Genomic DNA, 17,739 nt, shown 5'->3' with positions numbered 1-17,739 from the left:
ACCTTTTTCCAACGGGTAAGGGTTGTCGGAGATGGAAACAGCGCGTTCAGTCATCCTGACGGGCGACGGATTCCGTGTCTGCAGATTTGGGCGAGCGTGCGTTGCAAACCATTTCTGTGCTAATGGAGATGCAGGTCGCCAAATTGTCTACGATATTCTTGAATGTTGTTGAAAGCTTGTGGTACTCCCGTTGCAAACCTGCCTTGTCAATCTTGACAATTTTTATATTGTCCGATGCATAGACAGACGCGCCATCCGGCTCGTGCCCCAGATGTAAAAAAGGAATACTGCCAAAAAAATCGCCCTTATACAAATCGCAAAGCGCCACCGGACCATTCGGGGTCTCCCGCGCAATTATCGCCCTCCCCTGCTTGATCATAAACAACTGCTTTTCTTCGTTTTTTCCTTGTCTCACCAGGATCTTTTTGTCTTTGAAGGGGTCATTATTCTCACCAGCCGTGCCCATGTGGTCAGCTATGATCCGATCGGTCAGCTGTTTAATCCGCTTGTCCAGACTGGTCAGGAAAACTTTAAATTCGAGTGGCATCCCGGCATATTCCTGAGACAGTCTCTGGGAATCGAGAACCCCCAACTGGACATTCCCCACCGCAATCGCAGTGGCGGTGCGGATATGTCCCTGCAGCAGAAAAGAGGCCATGCTTCCGATAAAACCGCCGTCACCGATACGAAGAATGGGAACGATTTCGGAGTCCACCGTTTTGACGATATCGACGACCCCTTCCAGAATCACCCACATCCAGCTACCGTGCTTGCCCTCTTCCACGATATGCTCGCCGTCAAAGAAATCTTCCTCGTCAACCACGTACATGTAGTCAACCAGGGGGCCTTTTACAATGGTGGTGGTTCCCAAGGGCCGCTTCAACTCGACGCTTTTATCGCCAGATGCCGTCGACCCGACTTTTTTGGTAACACCGTCGTCAAGGCGCTTGATGCCTTCCAGAATAATCCCCATCCGGCTTTTTGTGATGCATTTGTCGGCAGCAACGGATTCACGAGTGAATTCAAAGGATCCGCTAACCCAACCGAACAGCGCATAAAGGGCATCCAGCCCTTCCATGTTCCCGTTCTGGGCATTAATCGGATTGCCTTCCATGAAATAGACAAACCCGGGGTCGGGGGCATATCGGTTGATCAGACGCAACACCCCCGTACTGCCGCTCGACCCCAAAAGCTGAAGGATATCTCCCAGCGACAGGAAGCTCAAGCTTCCCGATAGCACCATGCTGTCATTCATTGGAAAAAACGGTTCCTACTCCGCCCATTTGAATTCTCTTTGCAAGGACTTAAGGGTTTCCATCAAACACGTCTTCAAGGTAACGCCGACACCGGTTCCCTTTACGGCACTGCCGGAAAAGGACGGAACTTTCAATTGACGGTTCAAATCGCGATCCATCTGTTCGATGCTCATCAGCGGAATGCCCTCGTCAGCGAGATCCCTTTTGTTGTACTGGAGAATTAGCGGAACCTTGAAAATACTTTTTCCGTATTCCTTGAGATTGGTCTGCAGGTCTTTCAGGGAAATCATATTTTTTTCACGCCGTACCTCCAGGGAGTCGGCCACGAAAACGATGCCGTCCACCCCGCGCAGAACCAGCTTGCGTGTCGAACTGTATTTGACCTGACCGGGAACCGTATAGAGTTGCACCCGGATTTCGCAGCCTTTGATTTTTCCTATTCCCATGGGCAGAAAGTCAAAAAACAGGGTCCGGTCCCCTTCGGTGTTGATGGAAACCATCTCCCCGGTGACCTGCTTTTTATAGGATTTGAAAATATGCTCAAGATTTGTGGTTTTGCCACACCGACCTGGCCCGTAATAGACAATTTTGCATTCAATTTCCCTCTTCTTCAGGTTGAATATGGCCATAACCCCTTATCCTTAAATGATAAAATAATAAGTGCGCCGAAAAAACACGAATTGATCCGGTGCCTGGATCCCAGATTGTCTCAAAACCCTGGCACTATGTATTTAAAATTTTCAAATCCAGGCAGAAGTCACCCTGTTTCGGCCCCGACTGGATTTGTGTTTTATTGGCGACCACCGCAGATCCATTGAAGATGGCGATCGGAGAGTAAAACTGAACATCGTCCAGCGTTTCTCCGTCCTTAAGGTCCTCGATCAGTCCCTTGTCCTTTTTGGCCACCATCAGGCTCAACATCTCTCCGGACTGAAAGTTGACATCAAACTCAACCATCTTCCCTTTATGCGGACCGCTGTTAAGTGTAATGCCGATGGAGGTGATGTCCAGAATTTCTTCCTCGGGTTCGGGCATACTGAATTCAATGCCCGTACTGTCGTCATTACGATCTTCTTTTTCACCCACCGGAACAGGCAGGAGGCTGTCAACTCCTTTTTTTTCAAGGATGGGTTGCAGGTAGGCGCGAATGGATTCCAGCTGTGCGGACGAGAAAAGATCCTGTGAAAACCATTGCTGATACTGGGCAACGGCATCATCCAATGATGCCGTTGCCAGTTTGCAGCGAATGATGTTTTTCCCCGCTTCGAGCCGGAATTCTTCATTTTTAAGCAGCGCTTCCAATTCAACCACCGCGCGTTCGAACTGACCGAATTTGGCCAGGGCGACCGCTTTCTCCAGATCATTTTCACCGAAGAGGTTTTTAATCAGGTTCTGTCCTTTTTCGGACAATTCGGGAGAGGATGGACCGGTTTCCACTTTAGCGGTTTTTTGTTCAATGGATTGAATTTTGCCGGCAATGGCCTTGAGCAGGCTCTCTTTATTCTTCAGTTTGTCGATTTTCACGATCATCGCTGATGCTGTCTGGTATTTATCCCTGGCTTCGGTAAACAACCCCTGGGATCGATACAACTCGGCCTCATTGAGCAGGGATTTGATTTGCAAGCTGATATTCATTCACGATCCTATTTTTCACGGACCATCTTTCGTGGCCTTTGCCGTCAGCCTCTCTTGAAAGGGAACCGGCATTCGGTTGTCAGCCATGTCGATCGGTTCAGGTGGCTTGTCATGGCAACAACAGGGAATGATTCTTAATGAACCTAATATTTTGTCATAGTTCGTGTTTTATCCTGTTTGGCCTTTTATTGTCAATATTTGAGAAGTATCTTCTGGTAAAACAAACATATTGACATTGCCGGGGGGTATGTTATCAAGTTTTTTTACTCTTTCAGCCATTCCCAATAATCGGCTTAATAACCCATTACCCCCCAAAAAGGAGCATGTTATGGATAAAAAAGTTACGGTTGTCGGTGCCGGCAATGTCGGTGCCACGGCTGCCCAGCGGCTGGCTGAAAAGGAACTTTGTGATGTGGTGCTCGTCGATATCGTCGAAGGGGTTCCCCAAGGAAAGTCCCTTGATCTGATGGAAGCCGCACCCATTGAAAAACACGATGCCAAAGTGGCCGGCAGTAATACCTATGAGGCCACCGCCGGTTCGGATATTGTCATTATTACCGCCGGAATTCCCCGCAAACCCGGTATGAGCCGCGATGATCTGATCAGTACCAATGCCGGCATTATCAAAAGTGTGACCCAGCAGATCGTCAAGCATTCCCCCAACGCCATCCTGATTATCGTCAGCAACCCGCTGGACGCCATGTGCCATGTGGCCTATGAAGCCTCCGGTTTTCCGAAAAACCGTGTCATGGGCATGGCGGGCGTACTGGATTCAGCCCGCTTCCGTGCGTTTATCGCCATGGAACTGAATGTTTCGATTGAAAACACGCATGCTTTCGTTTTGGGCGGCCATGGCGACACCATGGTCCCCCTGCCCCGCTACTCAACGGTGGCCGGAATTCCCATCACCGAACTGATGTCCAAGGAACGCATTGATGCCCTGGTCGACCGCACCGCCAATGGCGGGGCCGAAATCGTAGGGCTATTGAAGACGGGCAGCGCCTATTACGCCCCGGCATCGGCTGCCGTGGAGATGGCTGAATCCATTTTGAAAGATAAGAAAAAAATCCTGCCCTGCGCGGCGTATCTGCAGGGCGAGTACGGCATCAACGACCTTTATATCGGCGTTCCGGTCAAACTGGGCAAAGACGGAATCGAACAGGTCATCGAAATCACCCTGACCGACGCTGAAAAAGCGGCGCTCGACAAATCCGCCGCTGCCGTTCAGGGCCTCAAAGAGGACCTGGCCAAACTGGCATAGTCAATTCGTCCTATCAGACCAGGGTCTGTTTAATGGCCCTGGCCAGGGAAAGGGTAACGCCAGGCAGTTCACTGAGCTCATCCACAGTGGCTGCCCGGATTTTTTTGATGCTGCCAAAGTGTTTCAAGAGCATGGCCTTGCGTTTGGGACCGACCCCGGGGACACGGTCCAATGCCGAGGTGACCATGGATTGGTTGCGCCGTTTGCGCTGGTAGGTGACCGCAAAGCGATGGGCTTCGTCGCGAATCTGCTGCAGCAGAAGCAGTAACCGGCCATCGTTCCCCATGTTGACGGGGTTGTTCCGATTGGGCAGGTAAATTTTGTCCTCGGTTTCACCTTTCAAGGGATCCTTCTTGGCGATGCCGGCGACCGCAAATCGACCGGCCACGCCCAGTTGTTCCAAAACGCGGACGGCGATATTCAATTGCCCCTTGCCCCCGTCCACCATCAAAAGATCCGGTTCGGGGTTCTTTTCGTTGATCTTGCCGTAACGACGGCCGAGGACTTCGGCCATGCTGGCGTAATCGTCGGGGATGGCCACATCGCGAATGGCATAGCGACGATAGCCGGCCTTATGGGGACGACCGTCGACAAACACCACCATGGCGGATACCGGATTGGTGCCACCCAAATGGGAATTGTCGAAACACTCGATGCGCGACGGCAGGTGCGACATTTGCAGTCGCCGTTGAAGGCCCTCCAGCACCGCTGTTTCCCGGGAGGCCCGCTGCAGTCGCTCACGCAGGGTATTTTCGGCATTGGTGGCGGCCATTTCGAGCAGCCGCCGCTTTTCTCCGCGTCTGGGGGTACGGATACGCACCCGGCGCGCCTTCCACTCCGACAGGGTCTCTTCAAGAACGGCAACGTTTCCCGGCATTTCCGGAACCAATACCTCAATTGGAATCGTGTGCACCGATTGATAATACTGCCCCAGAAACTGTCCGACCAGCTCCCCTTTTTCCGGCGCGGCGTGGGTCAATTCAAAATGCCGGATGCCCTGCAGAAAACCCCGCCGCAGGGTCATCACGGAGACTATCCTGAAATCGCTGTTGCCGCTGATACCGATGACATCCCGGTCGAGGAAATCGGTGGTTACACTGACCTGGCGTTCGAGGGTCTTTTCCAGGGCAAACATGCGATCACGCAGGGCGGCCGCCGCTTCAAAGTTCTCACTGTCAGCAGCCTTGCACATATGCCGACGGACCCGTTTGATCAATTCGGGTGTGCGTCCCTTTAAAAAAAGAACCACCTCCTTGACAATGCCTTTGTACACCTTGGGATCGACGGTCAGACAGCAGGGGGCCAGGCACTGGCCCATCTGGTGATGGAGACACGGACGCGTGCGATGACGCATGGTGCGGTCGCTGCATTTGCGCAGGGGAAAGGTTTTGTTGATCAGCTTGAGGGTCTGGCGCACGGCATGGGCCGAGGAAAAGGGTCCGAAATAGGCGGCACCATCCTTTGGCGTCTTGCGCACGATTTCGATCTTGGGATAAACGGCGGTGACGTCGATGCGGATGGAAGGATAGCGTTTGTCATCCTTGAGCACCACATTAAAGCGTGGCCGATACCGTTTGATCAGGGTGGATTCGAGGATCAGGGCCTCTTTCTCCGATGCCGTCACCACGGTTTCGATATCCGCCACCCGGCTGACCATCAAGGCGGTTTTGGCACTGTGGGTATCCTGGCGCTGAAAATAGGAACTCACCCGTTTTTTCAGGTTGATGGCCTTGCCCACATAAATGATCTTGCCGCCGGCCGCTTTCATCAGGTAGACACCCGGATTTTCAGATATTCCCTGAATTACCGACATGATATGGCGTGAAGAAGCGGATAGTTCCGGCAAGGCGTCCATGGAATCACCAGTCATCGGTTCAGGCTTCAAAGAGCAGCCGTTTTCTCAGCACCTTGATGCGATCGCGAATCTGCGCCGCTTTTTCAAAGGCCAGTTCCTTGGCCGCCGCCTGCATCTGTGTTTCAAGGGCCTCGATGGTTGCTTCGATGGTTTCCATATCTTCAAAATCAACCGGCGCTTCGGCCACCTGAACCTTCTCCTGCTCCGGTTTCGCATAGGCCATGTCGAAAATGTCGGTAATGTTTTTATGAATGGTGCGCGGGGTAATTTGATGGGTCCGGTTGTAGGTTTCCTGAATGCTTCGCCTTCGGTCGGTCTCTTCAATGGCCTGCTGCATGGAGGCGGTCATGCGGTCCGCATAGAGCAGTACGGTGCCATGGGCGTTTCTGGCGGCCCGGCCAAAAGTCTGGATCAACGATCGCGTCGAACGCAGGAATCCCTCCTTGTCGGCATCCAGGATGGCCACCAGGGAAACTTCGGGGATATCCAGCCCCTCGCGGAGGAGGTTAATCCCGATCAGGGCGTCGAATTTTCCCATCCGCAAATCACGGATGATATCCATGCGCTCCATGGTGGTGATGTCCGAATGCAGGTAGCGCACGGAGAGCCCCAGGTCGGTATAGTATTCGGACAGATCCTCGGCCATGCGCTTGGTCAGGGTGGTGACCAGAATCCGCTCTCCGCGTTCCTGCCGCTGGCGGATCTCCTGATAGAGATCGTCCACCTGGTTGCGGGCACTGCGCACATGGATGACCGGGTCGATCAGGCCGGTGGGGCGTACGATCTGCTCGACCACCTGCCCGGCGGCAGCGTCCTTTTCATAATCCGCCGGAGTGGCTGACACATAGACGATCTGATGAACCCGCGCCGACCATTCGTCAAATTTGAGAGGACGGTTGTCCAGGGCCGAAGGTAGGCGGAAACCGTACTTGACCAGGGTCTCCTTACGCGACCGATCGCCTTTGTACATGGCCTGAATCTGGGGAATGGCGATATGGCTCTCATCGACAAAAATGAGAAAGTCCTTGGGAAAATAATCCAGCAGGGTTGGCGGCGGCTGGCCCACTGTGCGGCCGGTCAGGTGCCGGGAATAATTTTCGATTCCGTTGCAATAACCGATCTCCTGAATCATCTCCAGATCGAAGCGAGTCCGCTCTTCGATGCGCTGGGCTTCGATAAGACAATTCTCCTGGCGGAAAAACTCGACCCGTTCCTTCATTTCCTGAACGATCGTGTGGGCGGCCCGCTCAAGGGTTGCCTTGCGGGTCACATAGTGGCTGGCAGGAAAGATGGCCACACTTTCCAATGACCGCTGTGTGGTGCCCGTGAGGGGGTCGAACTCCTGGATGGTTTCGATCTCGTCACCGAAAAAATCGATGCGCACGGCCTTGTCTTCTTCGTAGGCCGGGAATATCTCCACCCGGTCGCCCCGCACCCGGAATACGCCGCGATGAAAATCCATGTCGTTGCGTTGGTAATGAATCGATACCAGCTGGTACAGCAGGCGCTCCCGGGGTAGATCCATACCGGCTGCCAGATCGATGCGCATGGAAAGGTAATCTTCCGGCGCCCCCAGCCCGTAAATGCAGGAAACGCTGGCCACCACGATCACATCGCTGCGCGACAGCACATTGCGCGTGGCCGAGTGGCGCATTTTGTCGATCATCTCGTTGATCGACGAATCCTTCTGAATGTAGGTGTCCGTGGTGGGAAGGTAGGCTTCCGGCTGGTAATAGTCGTAGTAGCTGACAAAATACTCGACGGCATTTTCCGGGAAAATGTGGCGAAATTCGTTAAACAGCTGGGCTGCCAGGGTTTTGTTGGGTGCCAGAATCAGGGCCGGCCGGTTGACCCGGGCGATGATATTGGCCACGGTAAAGGTTTTTCCCGAGCCGGTGACCCCCAAAAGGACCTGGCTTTTAACGCCCTGCATTAGTTTTCGGGACAGGATATCGATGGCCTGGGGCTGATCCCCACAGGGGGTGAAGTCCGATACAAGTTTAAAGGATGACATGACAAAAAGTCGTTATCCAGTTGGAATCAAAATGTATATTGACATTGTTTCAGGTGCCCACTTTCCAATGGGTTCCGTCGGCTTTGTCTTCGAGAACAATCCCGGCCGCCTGCAGTTGATCCCTGATTTCGTCGGCCCGTTTCCAGTCCTTGTTCTTGCGGGCGGCGGTTCGTTCGGCAATCAAGGCATCGATGGCTTCCGGTGAGATGGTCATCTCCTGCAACTGGCTCTGGGTGCGTGTTTCAAAAAACGTCTGCCATGGCTGCTGAAGAATGCCCAGGATGCCGCCCATGCGTTTCAGATCAGAGAAAATCTGCCGGACGTCAGCTTTCGTCGATGTCGCCGCGCCATCCAGCAGGCGGTTGGCCTCCTTGATCAGATTGAAGAGAATCCCGACGCCTTTGGCCGTGTTGAAGTCGTCATCCATGGCCTCGCAGAAGGCCTGCCAGAAAGGGCCGGCGGCAGATTGGGCCACATCGTCAATGCGGATTTGGTGCTCTTCGTCGAACCGCTTGACCAGGGCATAGATTTTGTTCAGCGCCTTTTCCGATTCGTTGAGGTTCTGATCGGAAAAATCGATGGGGCTGCGGTAATGGCTGGAGAGCAGAAACAGACGCACCGTTTCAGGATGGTAGGTTTTCAAGATGTCCTTGATCATTAAAAAATTGTTCAAGGATTTGGACATCTTTTCGTTATTGATGTTGACGAATCCGTTGTGCATCCAGTAGCGGGCAAAGGTTTTGCCGTGAGCGGCCTCCGACTGGGCGATTTCGTTTTCGTGGTGGGGGAAGATCAGGTCTTTCCCGCCGCCATGAATATCGAACGTTTCACCAAGGAAGCGGTTGCTCATGGCCGAACATTCGATATGCCAGCCAGGGCGCCCGTCCCCCCACGGACTGGGCCATGATGGCTCACCCGGTTTGGCCGCCTTCCAGAGCACAAAGTCATAGGGGTTGCGTTTGCTGGCATTGACCTCGATGCGGCTGCCGGCAACCATGTCATCCAGTTTGCGGCCGGAGAGTTTGCCGTAGTCCGCAAAGGCTTCCACGGCGAAAAAGACATCACCGTCGGCAAGATAGGCAACTTTCTTCTCGATCAGGGTGTTGACGATATCAATGATGTCATCAATGTGTTCGGTCACCCGCGGTTCGACATCTGCGCGTATCACGTTCAGGGCATCCATGTCGCGATGGAATTCAGCGATAAACTTCTCAGCCAGTTGGCTGGCCGGCATACCGACCTCGTTGGCCCGTTTTATGATCTTGTCATCCACGTCGGTGAAGTTACGCACATAGGTGACTGCCTGGCCCATGGCCCGTAAGTACCGGACCACCACATCAAAAACCACTACCGACCGGGCGTGACCGACATGGCAGAAGTCGTAAACCGTGGGACCGCAAACGTAAATTTTAACCTGCCCGGCGACTTCCGGCGTGAAGGTTTCTTTTGATTTAGTCAGGGTATTGTAAATTCGCATTGCCATAGAAATTAGATCTCGTTTGACGGGTTATTCGCCGGCTGTCGGCGCTGTTGATTTCAGGAGGACCACGCACATGGCGGCAATACCGGCACCCCTGCCGATCGCACCGAGCCCTTCGGTCGTGGTCGCCTTGATATTGATCCGCTGATGATCCACCGCCATGCTCCCGGCCATGCGCACCGCCATTTTTGTTTTGAAGGCGAAGAGCTTCGGCGCCTCGGCAAAAATGGTGGCATCCATATTGACCAGAGCGAGTCCGCGGCTCTGGATGCGCCGATATACCTCACTGAGCAGGTCGATACTGTACTTATCCCGATACGCCGGATCCGTATCGGGAAAATGCTCACCGATATCGCCCATACCGGCCGCACCCAGAAGGGCGTCACAGGCGGCATGCACCAGAACGTCAGCGTCCGAGTGGCCCAACAGCCCTTTTTCAAAGGGAATCGTTTCCCCGCCCAGAACCAGTTTCCTGCCCGGCACCAAGCGGTGCACATCATATCCCAAACCGATGCGTGTCATGGACAATCATCTCCAACCGTGCTGTCAGAAAATCGAGTTATTAGCACACTTGGATTTAGGCGTAAAGACGCTGCTGGCGCTCACTTAAGCTAACCCGAAATCACCGTATTTGGGGCGGTATGAGTGGAATCCTTTGCTCCATGAACGGAAAAGGCGCTGATCGGCCTACCTTTGCCACGGGTTTCGATGGTGCCGAGCGGTGTTCCATGGAAGCGGTCGGCTACCCGGTGCCAGGTATTCTCGGAAACCAGAATCTGATCGGGCGTTGCCGTATCGCACAGTCGGGATGCCATATTGACGGTATCGCCGATGACCGAATAGCTCATTGTGTGGGAAGATCCAATGTATCCGGCCATGAGACTGCCGGTATTGATGCCAATGCCGACCTTGATTTCAGGCTGACCCATGAGCAGACGCCGGTGGTTGAATTCGACTAGCGCCGCCTGGATATCGATGGCCGCCATCACGGCGCGGCACGGATCATCGGCATGAGCCACCGGAGCCCCCCAGATGACCATCATCGCATCCCCGATGAACTTATCCACGGTGCCTTCATAACGGAACACCACATCGACCAGCACTTCGTAATATTCGTTAAGTAGCCGCAGGACGTCGGCAGCCGGGATGTTTTCACTCAACGTGGTGAAACCGCGGATATCCACAAACAGGACCGTGGCCACCTGATCGATACCTCCCTTCTCCACCCGAAGTTCACCGGAGACCACCCGATCGGCCAGGTCCGGCGAAAGCAGCCGCTGAAACCGTTCTCGGGTAACGGCGTCGCGTTCGAGACGGGCTTCGGCTTTTTTGCGTTCATTGATCGTGTACTGAGCATGGGAACCGAAAATGGCAAACAGACACAAAACGATCACGCGGGCCCAGACTTCATCCAGGTTGACGCCCAGAAGCTGTTCGAACAAATTGTCATAATGGGTAAAAAGGGACAGAAAGGAATCCAGCAGCCAATAGACCAGCGCCAGACAAAATCCGATCAGCATCATATGGTCGGTGAGACGGACAGAAGGTGTTGGTTTTTTCAAAAGGATTTTACTCCGGAGAAAACAAAAGGCGCGTCAGCCTCCGGACAGTGATGCTGCGTATCGTCCGACAGGCGCCTGTAAAATAAAAGCCCAACCGATTTTTTTCAAGAATGAATCCCTGTCGGCAGTCACTTTTCCTGGTCGAACGGGTAATACACCGTCATCCGACAACCATCCTCATCGATGTTTCGACTTGGTCACGAATCTCTAAAATATCCAATAATAAAAAACTGATAAGTCATTTTCGGCCGGTGATTAACTCTTGACAAACGGCTGTCGAATAGGCCAACATCCAAGGGTATCGAGGCGGGTCGAAAAGGGGCTTTTGTTTCTGTCCGTAAGCTACGCCCGATCCCGTTGAACATGCTGTTGAAACGAATTATTGCCCAACCGAATCATCGCACAATTGCTCCGGAGTGTCGGCATTGGCAAAAAAAGACGAGATTTCTTCCACCGAAAAACTCCTGGCGTTAATTCGTGACAAGGACAATGGCCAGACCATCTCTTGTGCCAATCCTATCGAGCCTGCCGCAACGGTGCAACAACCCTTTTTTTTCAGGGGGCTTTCATTCAACAAACCCGTCGGCATTGGTATCGAAATCGGTGTCGACCACATCCGAATTGCCAAAATCAGTCGTATTTCCGACAAATCCTTTAAATTGCTGGATGCTGCCCAGGAGCCCATCGACCCGGATGACAGCGATGACACCGCTCGCCTGGTGGGCAAACTGTCGAGCCTGCTCTCCCGATTTTGTGGCGGACTGAAACGGTATGACATCTGGTGCTGTGTTCGTTCAACCCGTGTCGACACCCGCAGCATCCGGATCCCCAAACTGCCCAAAAAGCAGATTGCCAATGCGGTGTTCTGGACATTTTCAAAAGAGGTCCCCTTCAATGAAAAGGAATTGACGCTCGATTTTAGAATCCTGGGGGATATCAATGAAAACGGAATGATCAAAACACAGGTCATGGCCTACACCATCCCGATTGCCGAGACCGAAACCCTGAAACGGCTTTTCCAACGGGCCGGCTACCCGTTGACCGGCATTACCATCGTTCCCTTTACCATTCAAAATCTGCTTCGGACGGGCATCGTCCACGCGTCTCATGCCGACACCTGCGGATTGTTTATCGGGTGGAACTGGTCGCGCATTACCATTTATGCCAATGGCAATCTTATCCTGTCGCGAAGCATCAAATCCGGCATGCACTCCATGATCGACGCCATTGCCGAACATTACCGCCGCTCAGATTCAAAACCCGATGAACCGCAAGACGATAAAAAGAATGACGGTTTCAATGCCACGGAAACGGAAACCGACCGCTACCATACGATGGCCCGGAACCATTTTGATCGCTTTTTAAAAACCAACCCCCCAAAAGCAGGCGGCGGCCCCCATGGCAACGATCAAACGCCCGATCTGCTGTCGATTTTTTCCCCTGCCCTCGAACGGATGGTCAAACAACTGGAACGGACCATTGCCCACTACGGCATGCATTTCAAACGTCCGGGGGTTGACAAAATTTTCGTCTCTGGAAAAGTGGCGGTTCATCCGAAGATTGTCAAATATTTTGCGTCTCAGCTGGCTGTCCCTGTTGCCTTGCTGGATCCGTTTCCCACGGCCCATCCGTTTACCCGCCAGGCAGATATCCCGGATGATCCGGCAGTCAGGGAAGGATTCATTCCCGCCATCGGTGCCGGGCTCTCGTCCAATGAACTGACGCCCAATTTTCTTTTTACCCACCGCCATCGCCAACGACAGGACCGGGCACGCCAGTTTCGCATCGCCATCTCGGCAGCCAGTCTTGGGGTGCTGCTTTTTCTGCTGGGCGTTTTTATCTGGCAGGAAGAGACGATTGCCGTTAGAACCAACGAAATTGAAAAACTGACGGCCAAACTCAACACATTGAGTCTGCCATTGACCCAGAACCTGGTCATGGCCCTTTATGGGCGGGTTAATCAGAACCGCCACCAGATCAGGCGATTGGGGCAGCGCTATTACCCGTCTGCCATATTGTCCGAAATCAGTCAGCTCACCCCGGCGAATATCCAACTGGAGGCCATTCGGGCCAGTTTGGGTGCCGATCCGTCCCCGTCCAAAACCAAAACCGATCATCAGCATCTGGTGATCGATGGTGTCATTACCGGTGACCCGCTGCAGTTCGATACGGTTCTGGCCACCTATATGCTAATCATGGAGGCCTCGCCGCTGTTCGACCGACCTGTGGTAAAAAGCAAACGACTTCAATCTCTTAAAAAACAGCAGGTGCTCCGTTTTTCAATTCAGTTCGTACTGGCATAATCAACTGCTGAATTCAGCCGAGAGGATGAAACCGATATTCCAATGACCGTTTCCAAAAACCAAAACAGTCCCATTCTGGTCGTCCTCTGCGCTTTTGGCCTGGCTGCGTTCCTGGTGCTGGTGATCTATCCCAACTATCGAACTTTGAAGGAGGTCGACCGGAAGATTACTGCCCTGAACGAAGAAATCGTTTCCCGGCAGACGTTGGTGCCGATTTATGCCAGGCTCATGCAAAAAGCCGGAAATGTCATCTCATCCCATTTAAAAGCCCCTGAACAGAGCAGCCTGGCGCTCGCTGAAACCGCCCGCCTGGCCGAATTGTTCCAGGAGATTGCCGATCCCACCGGAATGACGCTGGAAAGCGTTGTTCCCGACGCCGAGGCGGTTACTCCGCGAGCGGAACGACTTAGGGTTGACGTGGCTTTTGGTGGCAATTTCCTGCCCATGCAGGCCCTGATCGATGCCATTGCCGCCCAACCGTTTGTGGATCGCATCGATGCCATTTCGATAACCAACGAAAACACAAAAAAAAGGATCAGCTTGGCGCTTACGCTGTTTCTGCGTCCATCCGAATCGAACAACAAAGGGGCTTGATCGGCGTTTATGTCCAAACGGGAAAAAATCATTGTCGCGGTCATGATTGTCACCCTTCTTTTGGGCGGTTATGCCCTTTTGTATCCCCGGTCGTCCGAAAACCAGGCGGCCAGCCAACCATCCGCTGCTGCCCCGGCCCTTGACTATGCCAATCAGTTAATCAGCAAACTGGATGATGAAGGGGATTTATCCAAAGCGCGCTATGCGATTCAGCTGGCTGAAAAAAAGTGGGTCAAAGACCCTTTTGCAGACAACGATCTGCTGCTGTCCGATTCGCCCGCGGCCGGATCGAACCCTCAGCCTGCAGAAGGAATCGGGGCGCCCGTTGAACTCAGCTACACGGGTTATGTCGCCGTCGGCACCATGCGCTTGGCAATCATCAACAAAATGGAATACAAAATCGGTGACCGCATTGAACAAACTGCATTTTATGTCCGCCGCATCAAGGCGAACCAGGTTGAAATCGGCCGTCAAGACACTGAAGACCGCGTTGTTCTTAAATTGATGGAGCAGGATGCGATTGCCGGTAACTAGAACTCCAGGGAGCGCCATGTTATCCAAAAACCGTCTTTGTCGGATCGTTTCAGGGCTGGCAACACTGTTGCTCATGGCCACGCTTTGCGGCTGTGCCGGGCAGGAAACGCCGCCCGTCAAGAGCGATTTCGAACGTTGGCAGGCGCGGGCGGAGGAGGCGAAGGGGTATTCGCCGGCTGAACAGCACCGCGTCATCGATATGCCGGAAACCCCCTCTCCGGCGAACCGCCCGCTGCTCTCCCAGGCACAACCGGAACGGCCGCTGCCGGAAAGTCCCGTGACCCTGAAAATTTATCAGACCGATACCGCCGTACTGCTTCGCGCCCTGACTCGATCCGTGGGCATCAGCGCCATTATCAGCGATACGGTCAAGGGAACCAGCAGCCTCAATGTGGAAAACATCCCCTGGAATCAGGTTTTCAATGGTATCGTCAAAACCCACGGTCTCTCCTACACTTGGGAGGGCCAACTGCTGCGCATCGTCACCCTCGAGGACAAGGCCAATCTTCTGAAACAGTTGGAGGCCGACCAGAAGATCCTGTCCAGGCAGCGGGAACTGGCGCTTGCCGAGCCGCTGCTGACCAAGATTATTCATGTGGATTACGCCGATGCCGGCAAGCTGAAAGGCAATCTGGAAAAATTTCTCAGCGCCACAGATGGCGGAAAAATTCTGGGCTCGGTGCTGCTTGACGAACACAACAATGCCCTGATCATCCAGGCCACGCGCAATGATCTCGAGCGCATGATCGCCTTGGTCAGCGAACTGGACCAGCCCACCGCCCAGGTGCTCATCGAGGCCCATATTGTCGAGGCCACCAAAACGGTGGGCCGTGAACTGGGCATCCAGTGGGGCGGCTACTACCATTGGAATAGAGGTAGTGATTCGTACGGGATCGCTCCTAGTGCTGATGCAGCCAGTGATTTGGATACATCAAACATGTGGACGAGTAATTTCCCAGCAGATGTATCGGATTCAGGTTTCTCATTGGGTTTTTTTGCAGACACGGCCAATGCAACGCTGGCAATCCAATTAAGTGCTTTGGAGGAGGAAGACAAACTCAACATCCTCTCCAATCCATCGATCACCACCCTGGACAACCAGACGGCCATCATCGAAAGCGGGGCCGAGATTCCCTTCCAGACCGTCGAGGACAGCAGCACCCAGATCGAGTACAAAAAGGCCGTACTGCGCCTGGAGGTCACCCCCCATGTCATCCAGGGCGATACCCTGAAGCTCTCGATCAAAACCAACAAGGACGAGCCCAGTGACGTCAGTGACAGCAACGGTTATCCGCGGATCAACACCAAAAAAGCCGAAACCACGGTGGTTCTTTACGATGGCCAGACCACGGTCATCGGCGGCCTCAACAAGCAGTCCGATAACGACGGCGAGTCCGGGGTGCCTGGGTTACGCAAAATTCCCGTGCTGGGCTATCTTTTCAAAGGGGAATCCAAAAGCCGTGAAAAAGAGGATCTGCTGATTTTCATTACTCCCCATATTTTAAAAAGACGGCCGGCGGTTCAATAGGTTTTCCACCGGCGGTGGGTTTGGCATAAAAGCGTATGGACTATTTCAGCATCCTCAACCTGGATCGGGAACCGTTCTCCAACACCCCTGATCCGCAGTTCCTGTTCGAGTCCCGGCAGCATGTGTGCTGCCTGCAGAAAATCGAACTGGCCCTGCGGCTCAAACGGGGCCTGAACGTCGTGATCGGTTCCGTTGGAGCGGGTAAGACCACCTTGTGCCGGGCTCTGCTGCAGCAGTTCGCCAGCGATACCACCATCGAATCGCATCTGATTCTGGATCCAGGGTTCGACTCGCCATCGGCTTTCCTGAGGCGCATCGGCCGCATGATCACCGGCCGCCCCCTGCCTGAGCACGATGGTCATGGGGCCAAAGAGCAGATCAAAAACAGCCTGTTTCAAAAAGGCGTCAAGCAGAACAAAACCGTCATCCTAATCGTTGACGAGGGCCAGAAACTCTCCCTGGACTGTCTTGAAATCCTGCGTGAACTGCTCAACTACGAAACCAATACCCAAAAATTGCTGCAGATCGTTGTTTTTGCTCAGGATGAGTTCCAGCAGGCGCTGGCAGCCACAGCCAACCTGGCCGATAGGGTCAACCTGATTCATTTTCTCGGCCCCATGGATTTTGGTGATACGTGCCGGATGATCCGTTTCAGGATCGGTCGGGCCAGCAGCGACGCCCAAGGCCCCAATCTGTTCACCCCCTTGTCCCTGTTCGCCATTTATCGTGCTACCGGAGGGTATCCGCGAAAAATTATCCATCTGTGCCATCAATGCATGCTGGCAATGATCATCCAAAATCGGCGCCGCATCGGCTGGCCGCTGGTGCACGCCTGTGCAAACCGCCTAAAAAATCGTCCACGCCGGCGACGGCGAGTGGCTGCTGTCACTGCCGTGGTTTTTATGATGAGCGTCTGCCTGGTTGCCGCACTCACCCCGGAACTGGCGGTCTCGATCTTTCGCCCTTTCAGGCATTCGGATCGCGCTACGGACCTGTCCGGGGTAACCCACGGTGCGGTGCCGACAGCCGAAACCGCTTCTTCACTTGCCGTTAAAACCCGTTTTGCCATCCTCCCACCGGCGAACGACGGCACCCTTTCTGTGGATGATCCGCCTTTGGACCGATCCATTGCCGGGGGCCCCCTTTTGGCCGGAAAGACCGTGGAAACGCTACCTGAAACCGCTGTTTCCCAGCCACCGACGATGCTCGGCGGCTTGAACGTGAAACCAAAAGACAATCTGACACGAATGATAACGCTTGTTTATGGCAATTTTCACCGGCGTTATCTCGATGCGGTGTTAGCGGCCAACCCGTCCATCGCCAATGCCGATACGATCCGCATGGGATCAACGATTACCTTTCCGGCCATCGCAGCAGAACCTGTTGCGGCTACGGGCGCTTCATATTGGATCAAACTGGACGAGGCCCCATTCCTGGAAAATGCATTTCGACGGATCCAGCAACTGGCGGAGACCGATGCCGCGCCGCCGATCCGTTTGATCATTGACTGCGAACCGATCAAAGGGATGACTTTCGGGATTTACCTCGCCGGGTACTTTGCGGATAGGGAATCGGCCCGTCGACAATTGGCCGGCCTGCCCGCTGACCTTGCCCGGCACGCCGAAATCATTTCCGGTTGGCCGCCCCGGGCTATCTTTTTTTCTGACCCATACGCGGACCATCCGGTACCGGTAACAGCAAAACAATACGGGTGAAC

The 17,739-nt window shown here is 53.8% G+C and carries 14 protein-coding genes; 6 read left to right on the top strand and 8 right to left on the bottom strand.

What is annotated here, in order from left to right:
- Positions 1–46: 46 nt before the first annotated feature.
- The 3 genes from GN112_RS02940 to GN112_RS02930 form a co-directional block, all read right to left on the bottom strand.
- Complete coding sequence (locus GN112_RS02940) at positions 47–1,255, bottom strand: cyclic nucleotide-binding domain-containing protein (RefSeq protein WP_155308863.1); 1,209 nt, start codon at positions 1,253–1,255, stop codon at positions 47–49.
- A gap of 15 nt (positions 1,256–1,270) precedes the next feature.
- A complete protein-coding gene (locus GN112_RS02935) occupies positions 1,271–1,885 on the bottom strand; it encodes a GTP-binding protein (RefSeq protein WP_155308862.1) in 615 nt (204 codons plus the stop codon).
- A 94-nt stretch (positions 1,886–1,979) separates the two neighbouring features.
- Positions 1,980–2,891 carry a hypothetical protein gene (locus GN112_RS02930; protein WP_155308861.1) on the bottom strand — a complete coding sequence of 304 codons (912 nt, stop codon included), beginning with the start codon at positions 2,889–2,891 and terminating at the stop codon, positions 1,980–1,982.
- A 328-nt stretch (positions 2,892–3,219) separates the two neighbouring features.
- Between GN112_RS02930 and mdh the strand changes: the two genes are divergently transcribed.
- Positions 3,220–4,152: a malate dehydrogenase gene (gene mdh, locus GN112_RS02925; protein WP_155308860.1), complete on the top strand. Its 933-nt coding sequence runs from the start codon at positions 3,220–3,222 to the stop codon at positions 4,150–4,152.
- Between the two features lie 13 nt (positions 4,153–4,165).
- On the opposite strand, the gene uvrC is transcribed toward mdh, so the two are convergent.
- The 5 genes from uvrC to GN112_RS02900 all read right to left on the bottom strand — a co-directional run bounded on the left by uvrC (position 4,166) and on the right by GN112_RS02900 (position 11,063).
- A complete protein-coding gene (gene uvrC / locus GN112_RS02920; protein WP_231716917.1) occupies positions 4,166–6,022 on the bottom strand; it encodes an excinuclease ABC subunit UvrC in 1,857 nt (618 codons plus the stop codon).
- A gap of 4 nt (positions 6,023–6,026) precedes the next feature.
- Positions 6,027–8,021, bottom strand: a complete 1,995-nt coding sequence (gene uvrB / locus GN112_RS02915; RefSeq protein ID WP_155308859.1) for an excinuclease ABC subunit UvrB — start codon at positions 8,019–8,021, stop codon at positions 6,027–6,029.
- Positions 8,022–8,070: 49 nt separating this feature from the next.
- On the bottom strand, positions 8,071–9,504 hold the full coding sequence (cysS, locus tag GN112_RS02910) for a cysteine--tRNA ligase (RefSeq protein WP_155308858.1): 1,434 nt from the start codon (positions 9,502–9,504) through the stop codon (positions 8,071–8,073).
- Between the two features lie 24 nt (positions 9,505–9,528).
- The gene (ispF, locus tag GN112_RS02905; protein ID WP_155308857.1) at positions 9,529–10,023 is read right to left on the bottom strand and encodes a 2-C-methyl-D-erythritol 2,4-cyclodiphosphate synthase; all 495 of its coding nucleotides are present in this window, start codon (positions 10,021–10,023) and stop codon (positions 9,529–9,531) included.
- A gap of 89 nt (positions 10,024–10,112) precedes the next feature.
- Positions 10,113–11,063, bottom strand: coding sequence for an adenylate/guanylate cyclase domain-containing protein (locus GN112_RS02900; RefSeq protein WP_155308856.1), 951 nt, complete (start codon positions 11,061–11,063; stop codon positions 10,113–10,115).
- A 425-nt stretch (positions 11,064–11,488) separates the two neighbouring features.
- Here GN112_RS02900 and pilM point away from each other — a divergent pair, with 425 nt between their 5' ends.
- The 5 genes from pilM to GN112_RS02875 are packed head-to-tail and all read left to right on the top strand — an operon-like array spanning position 11,489 to position 17,737.
- Complete coding sequence (gene pilM / locus GN112_RS02895) at positions 11,489–13,366, top strand: pilus assembly protein PilM (RefSeq protein ID WP_162458750.1); 1,878 nt, start codon at positions 11,489–11,491, stop codon at positions 13,364–13,366.
- A 42-nt stretch (positions 13,367–13,408) separates the two neighbouring features.
- Positions 13,409–13,960, top strand: a complete 552-nt coding sequence (locus tag GN112_RS02890; protein ID WP_155308854.1) for a hypothetical protein — start codon at positions 13,409–13,411, stop codon at positions 13,958–13,960.
- A 60-nt stretch (positions 13,961–14,020) separates the two neighbouring features.
- Entirely contained in the window at positions 14,021–14,494 is a 474-nt protein-coding gene (locus tag GN112_RS02885; protein ID WP_155308853.1) for a hypothetical protein, read from the top strand.
- 16 nt (positions 14,495–14,510) lie between these two features.
- The gene (gene pilQ, locus GN112_RS02880) at positions 14,511–16,022 is read left to right on the top strand and encodes a type IV pilus secretin PilQ (RefSeq protein ID WP_162458749.1); all 1,512 of its coding nucleotides are present in this window, start codon (positions 14,511–14,513) and stop codon (positions 16,020–16,022) included.
- A 35-nt stretch (positions 16,023–16,057) separates the two neighbouring features.
- Positions 16,058–17,737: an AAA family ATPase gene (locus tag GN112_RS02875; RefSeq protein WP_155308851.1), complete on the top strand. Its 1,680-nt coding sequence runs from the start codon at positions 16,058–16,060 to the stop codon at positions 17,735–17,737.
- Positions 17,738–17,739: the final 2 nt, after the last annotated feature.

Origin of the sequence: Desulfosarcina ovata subsp. ovata (assembly GCF_009689005.1) — a bacterium.
GTDB classification, from domain to species: domain Bacteria; phylum Desulfobacterota; class Desulfobacteria; order Desulfobacterales; family Desulfosarcinaceae; genus Desulfosarcina; species Desulfosarcina ovata.
Note: the sequence above shows the minus strand (reverse complement) of the source record. Positions and strands in the feature narration are given on the sequence as shown.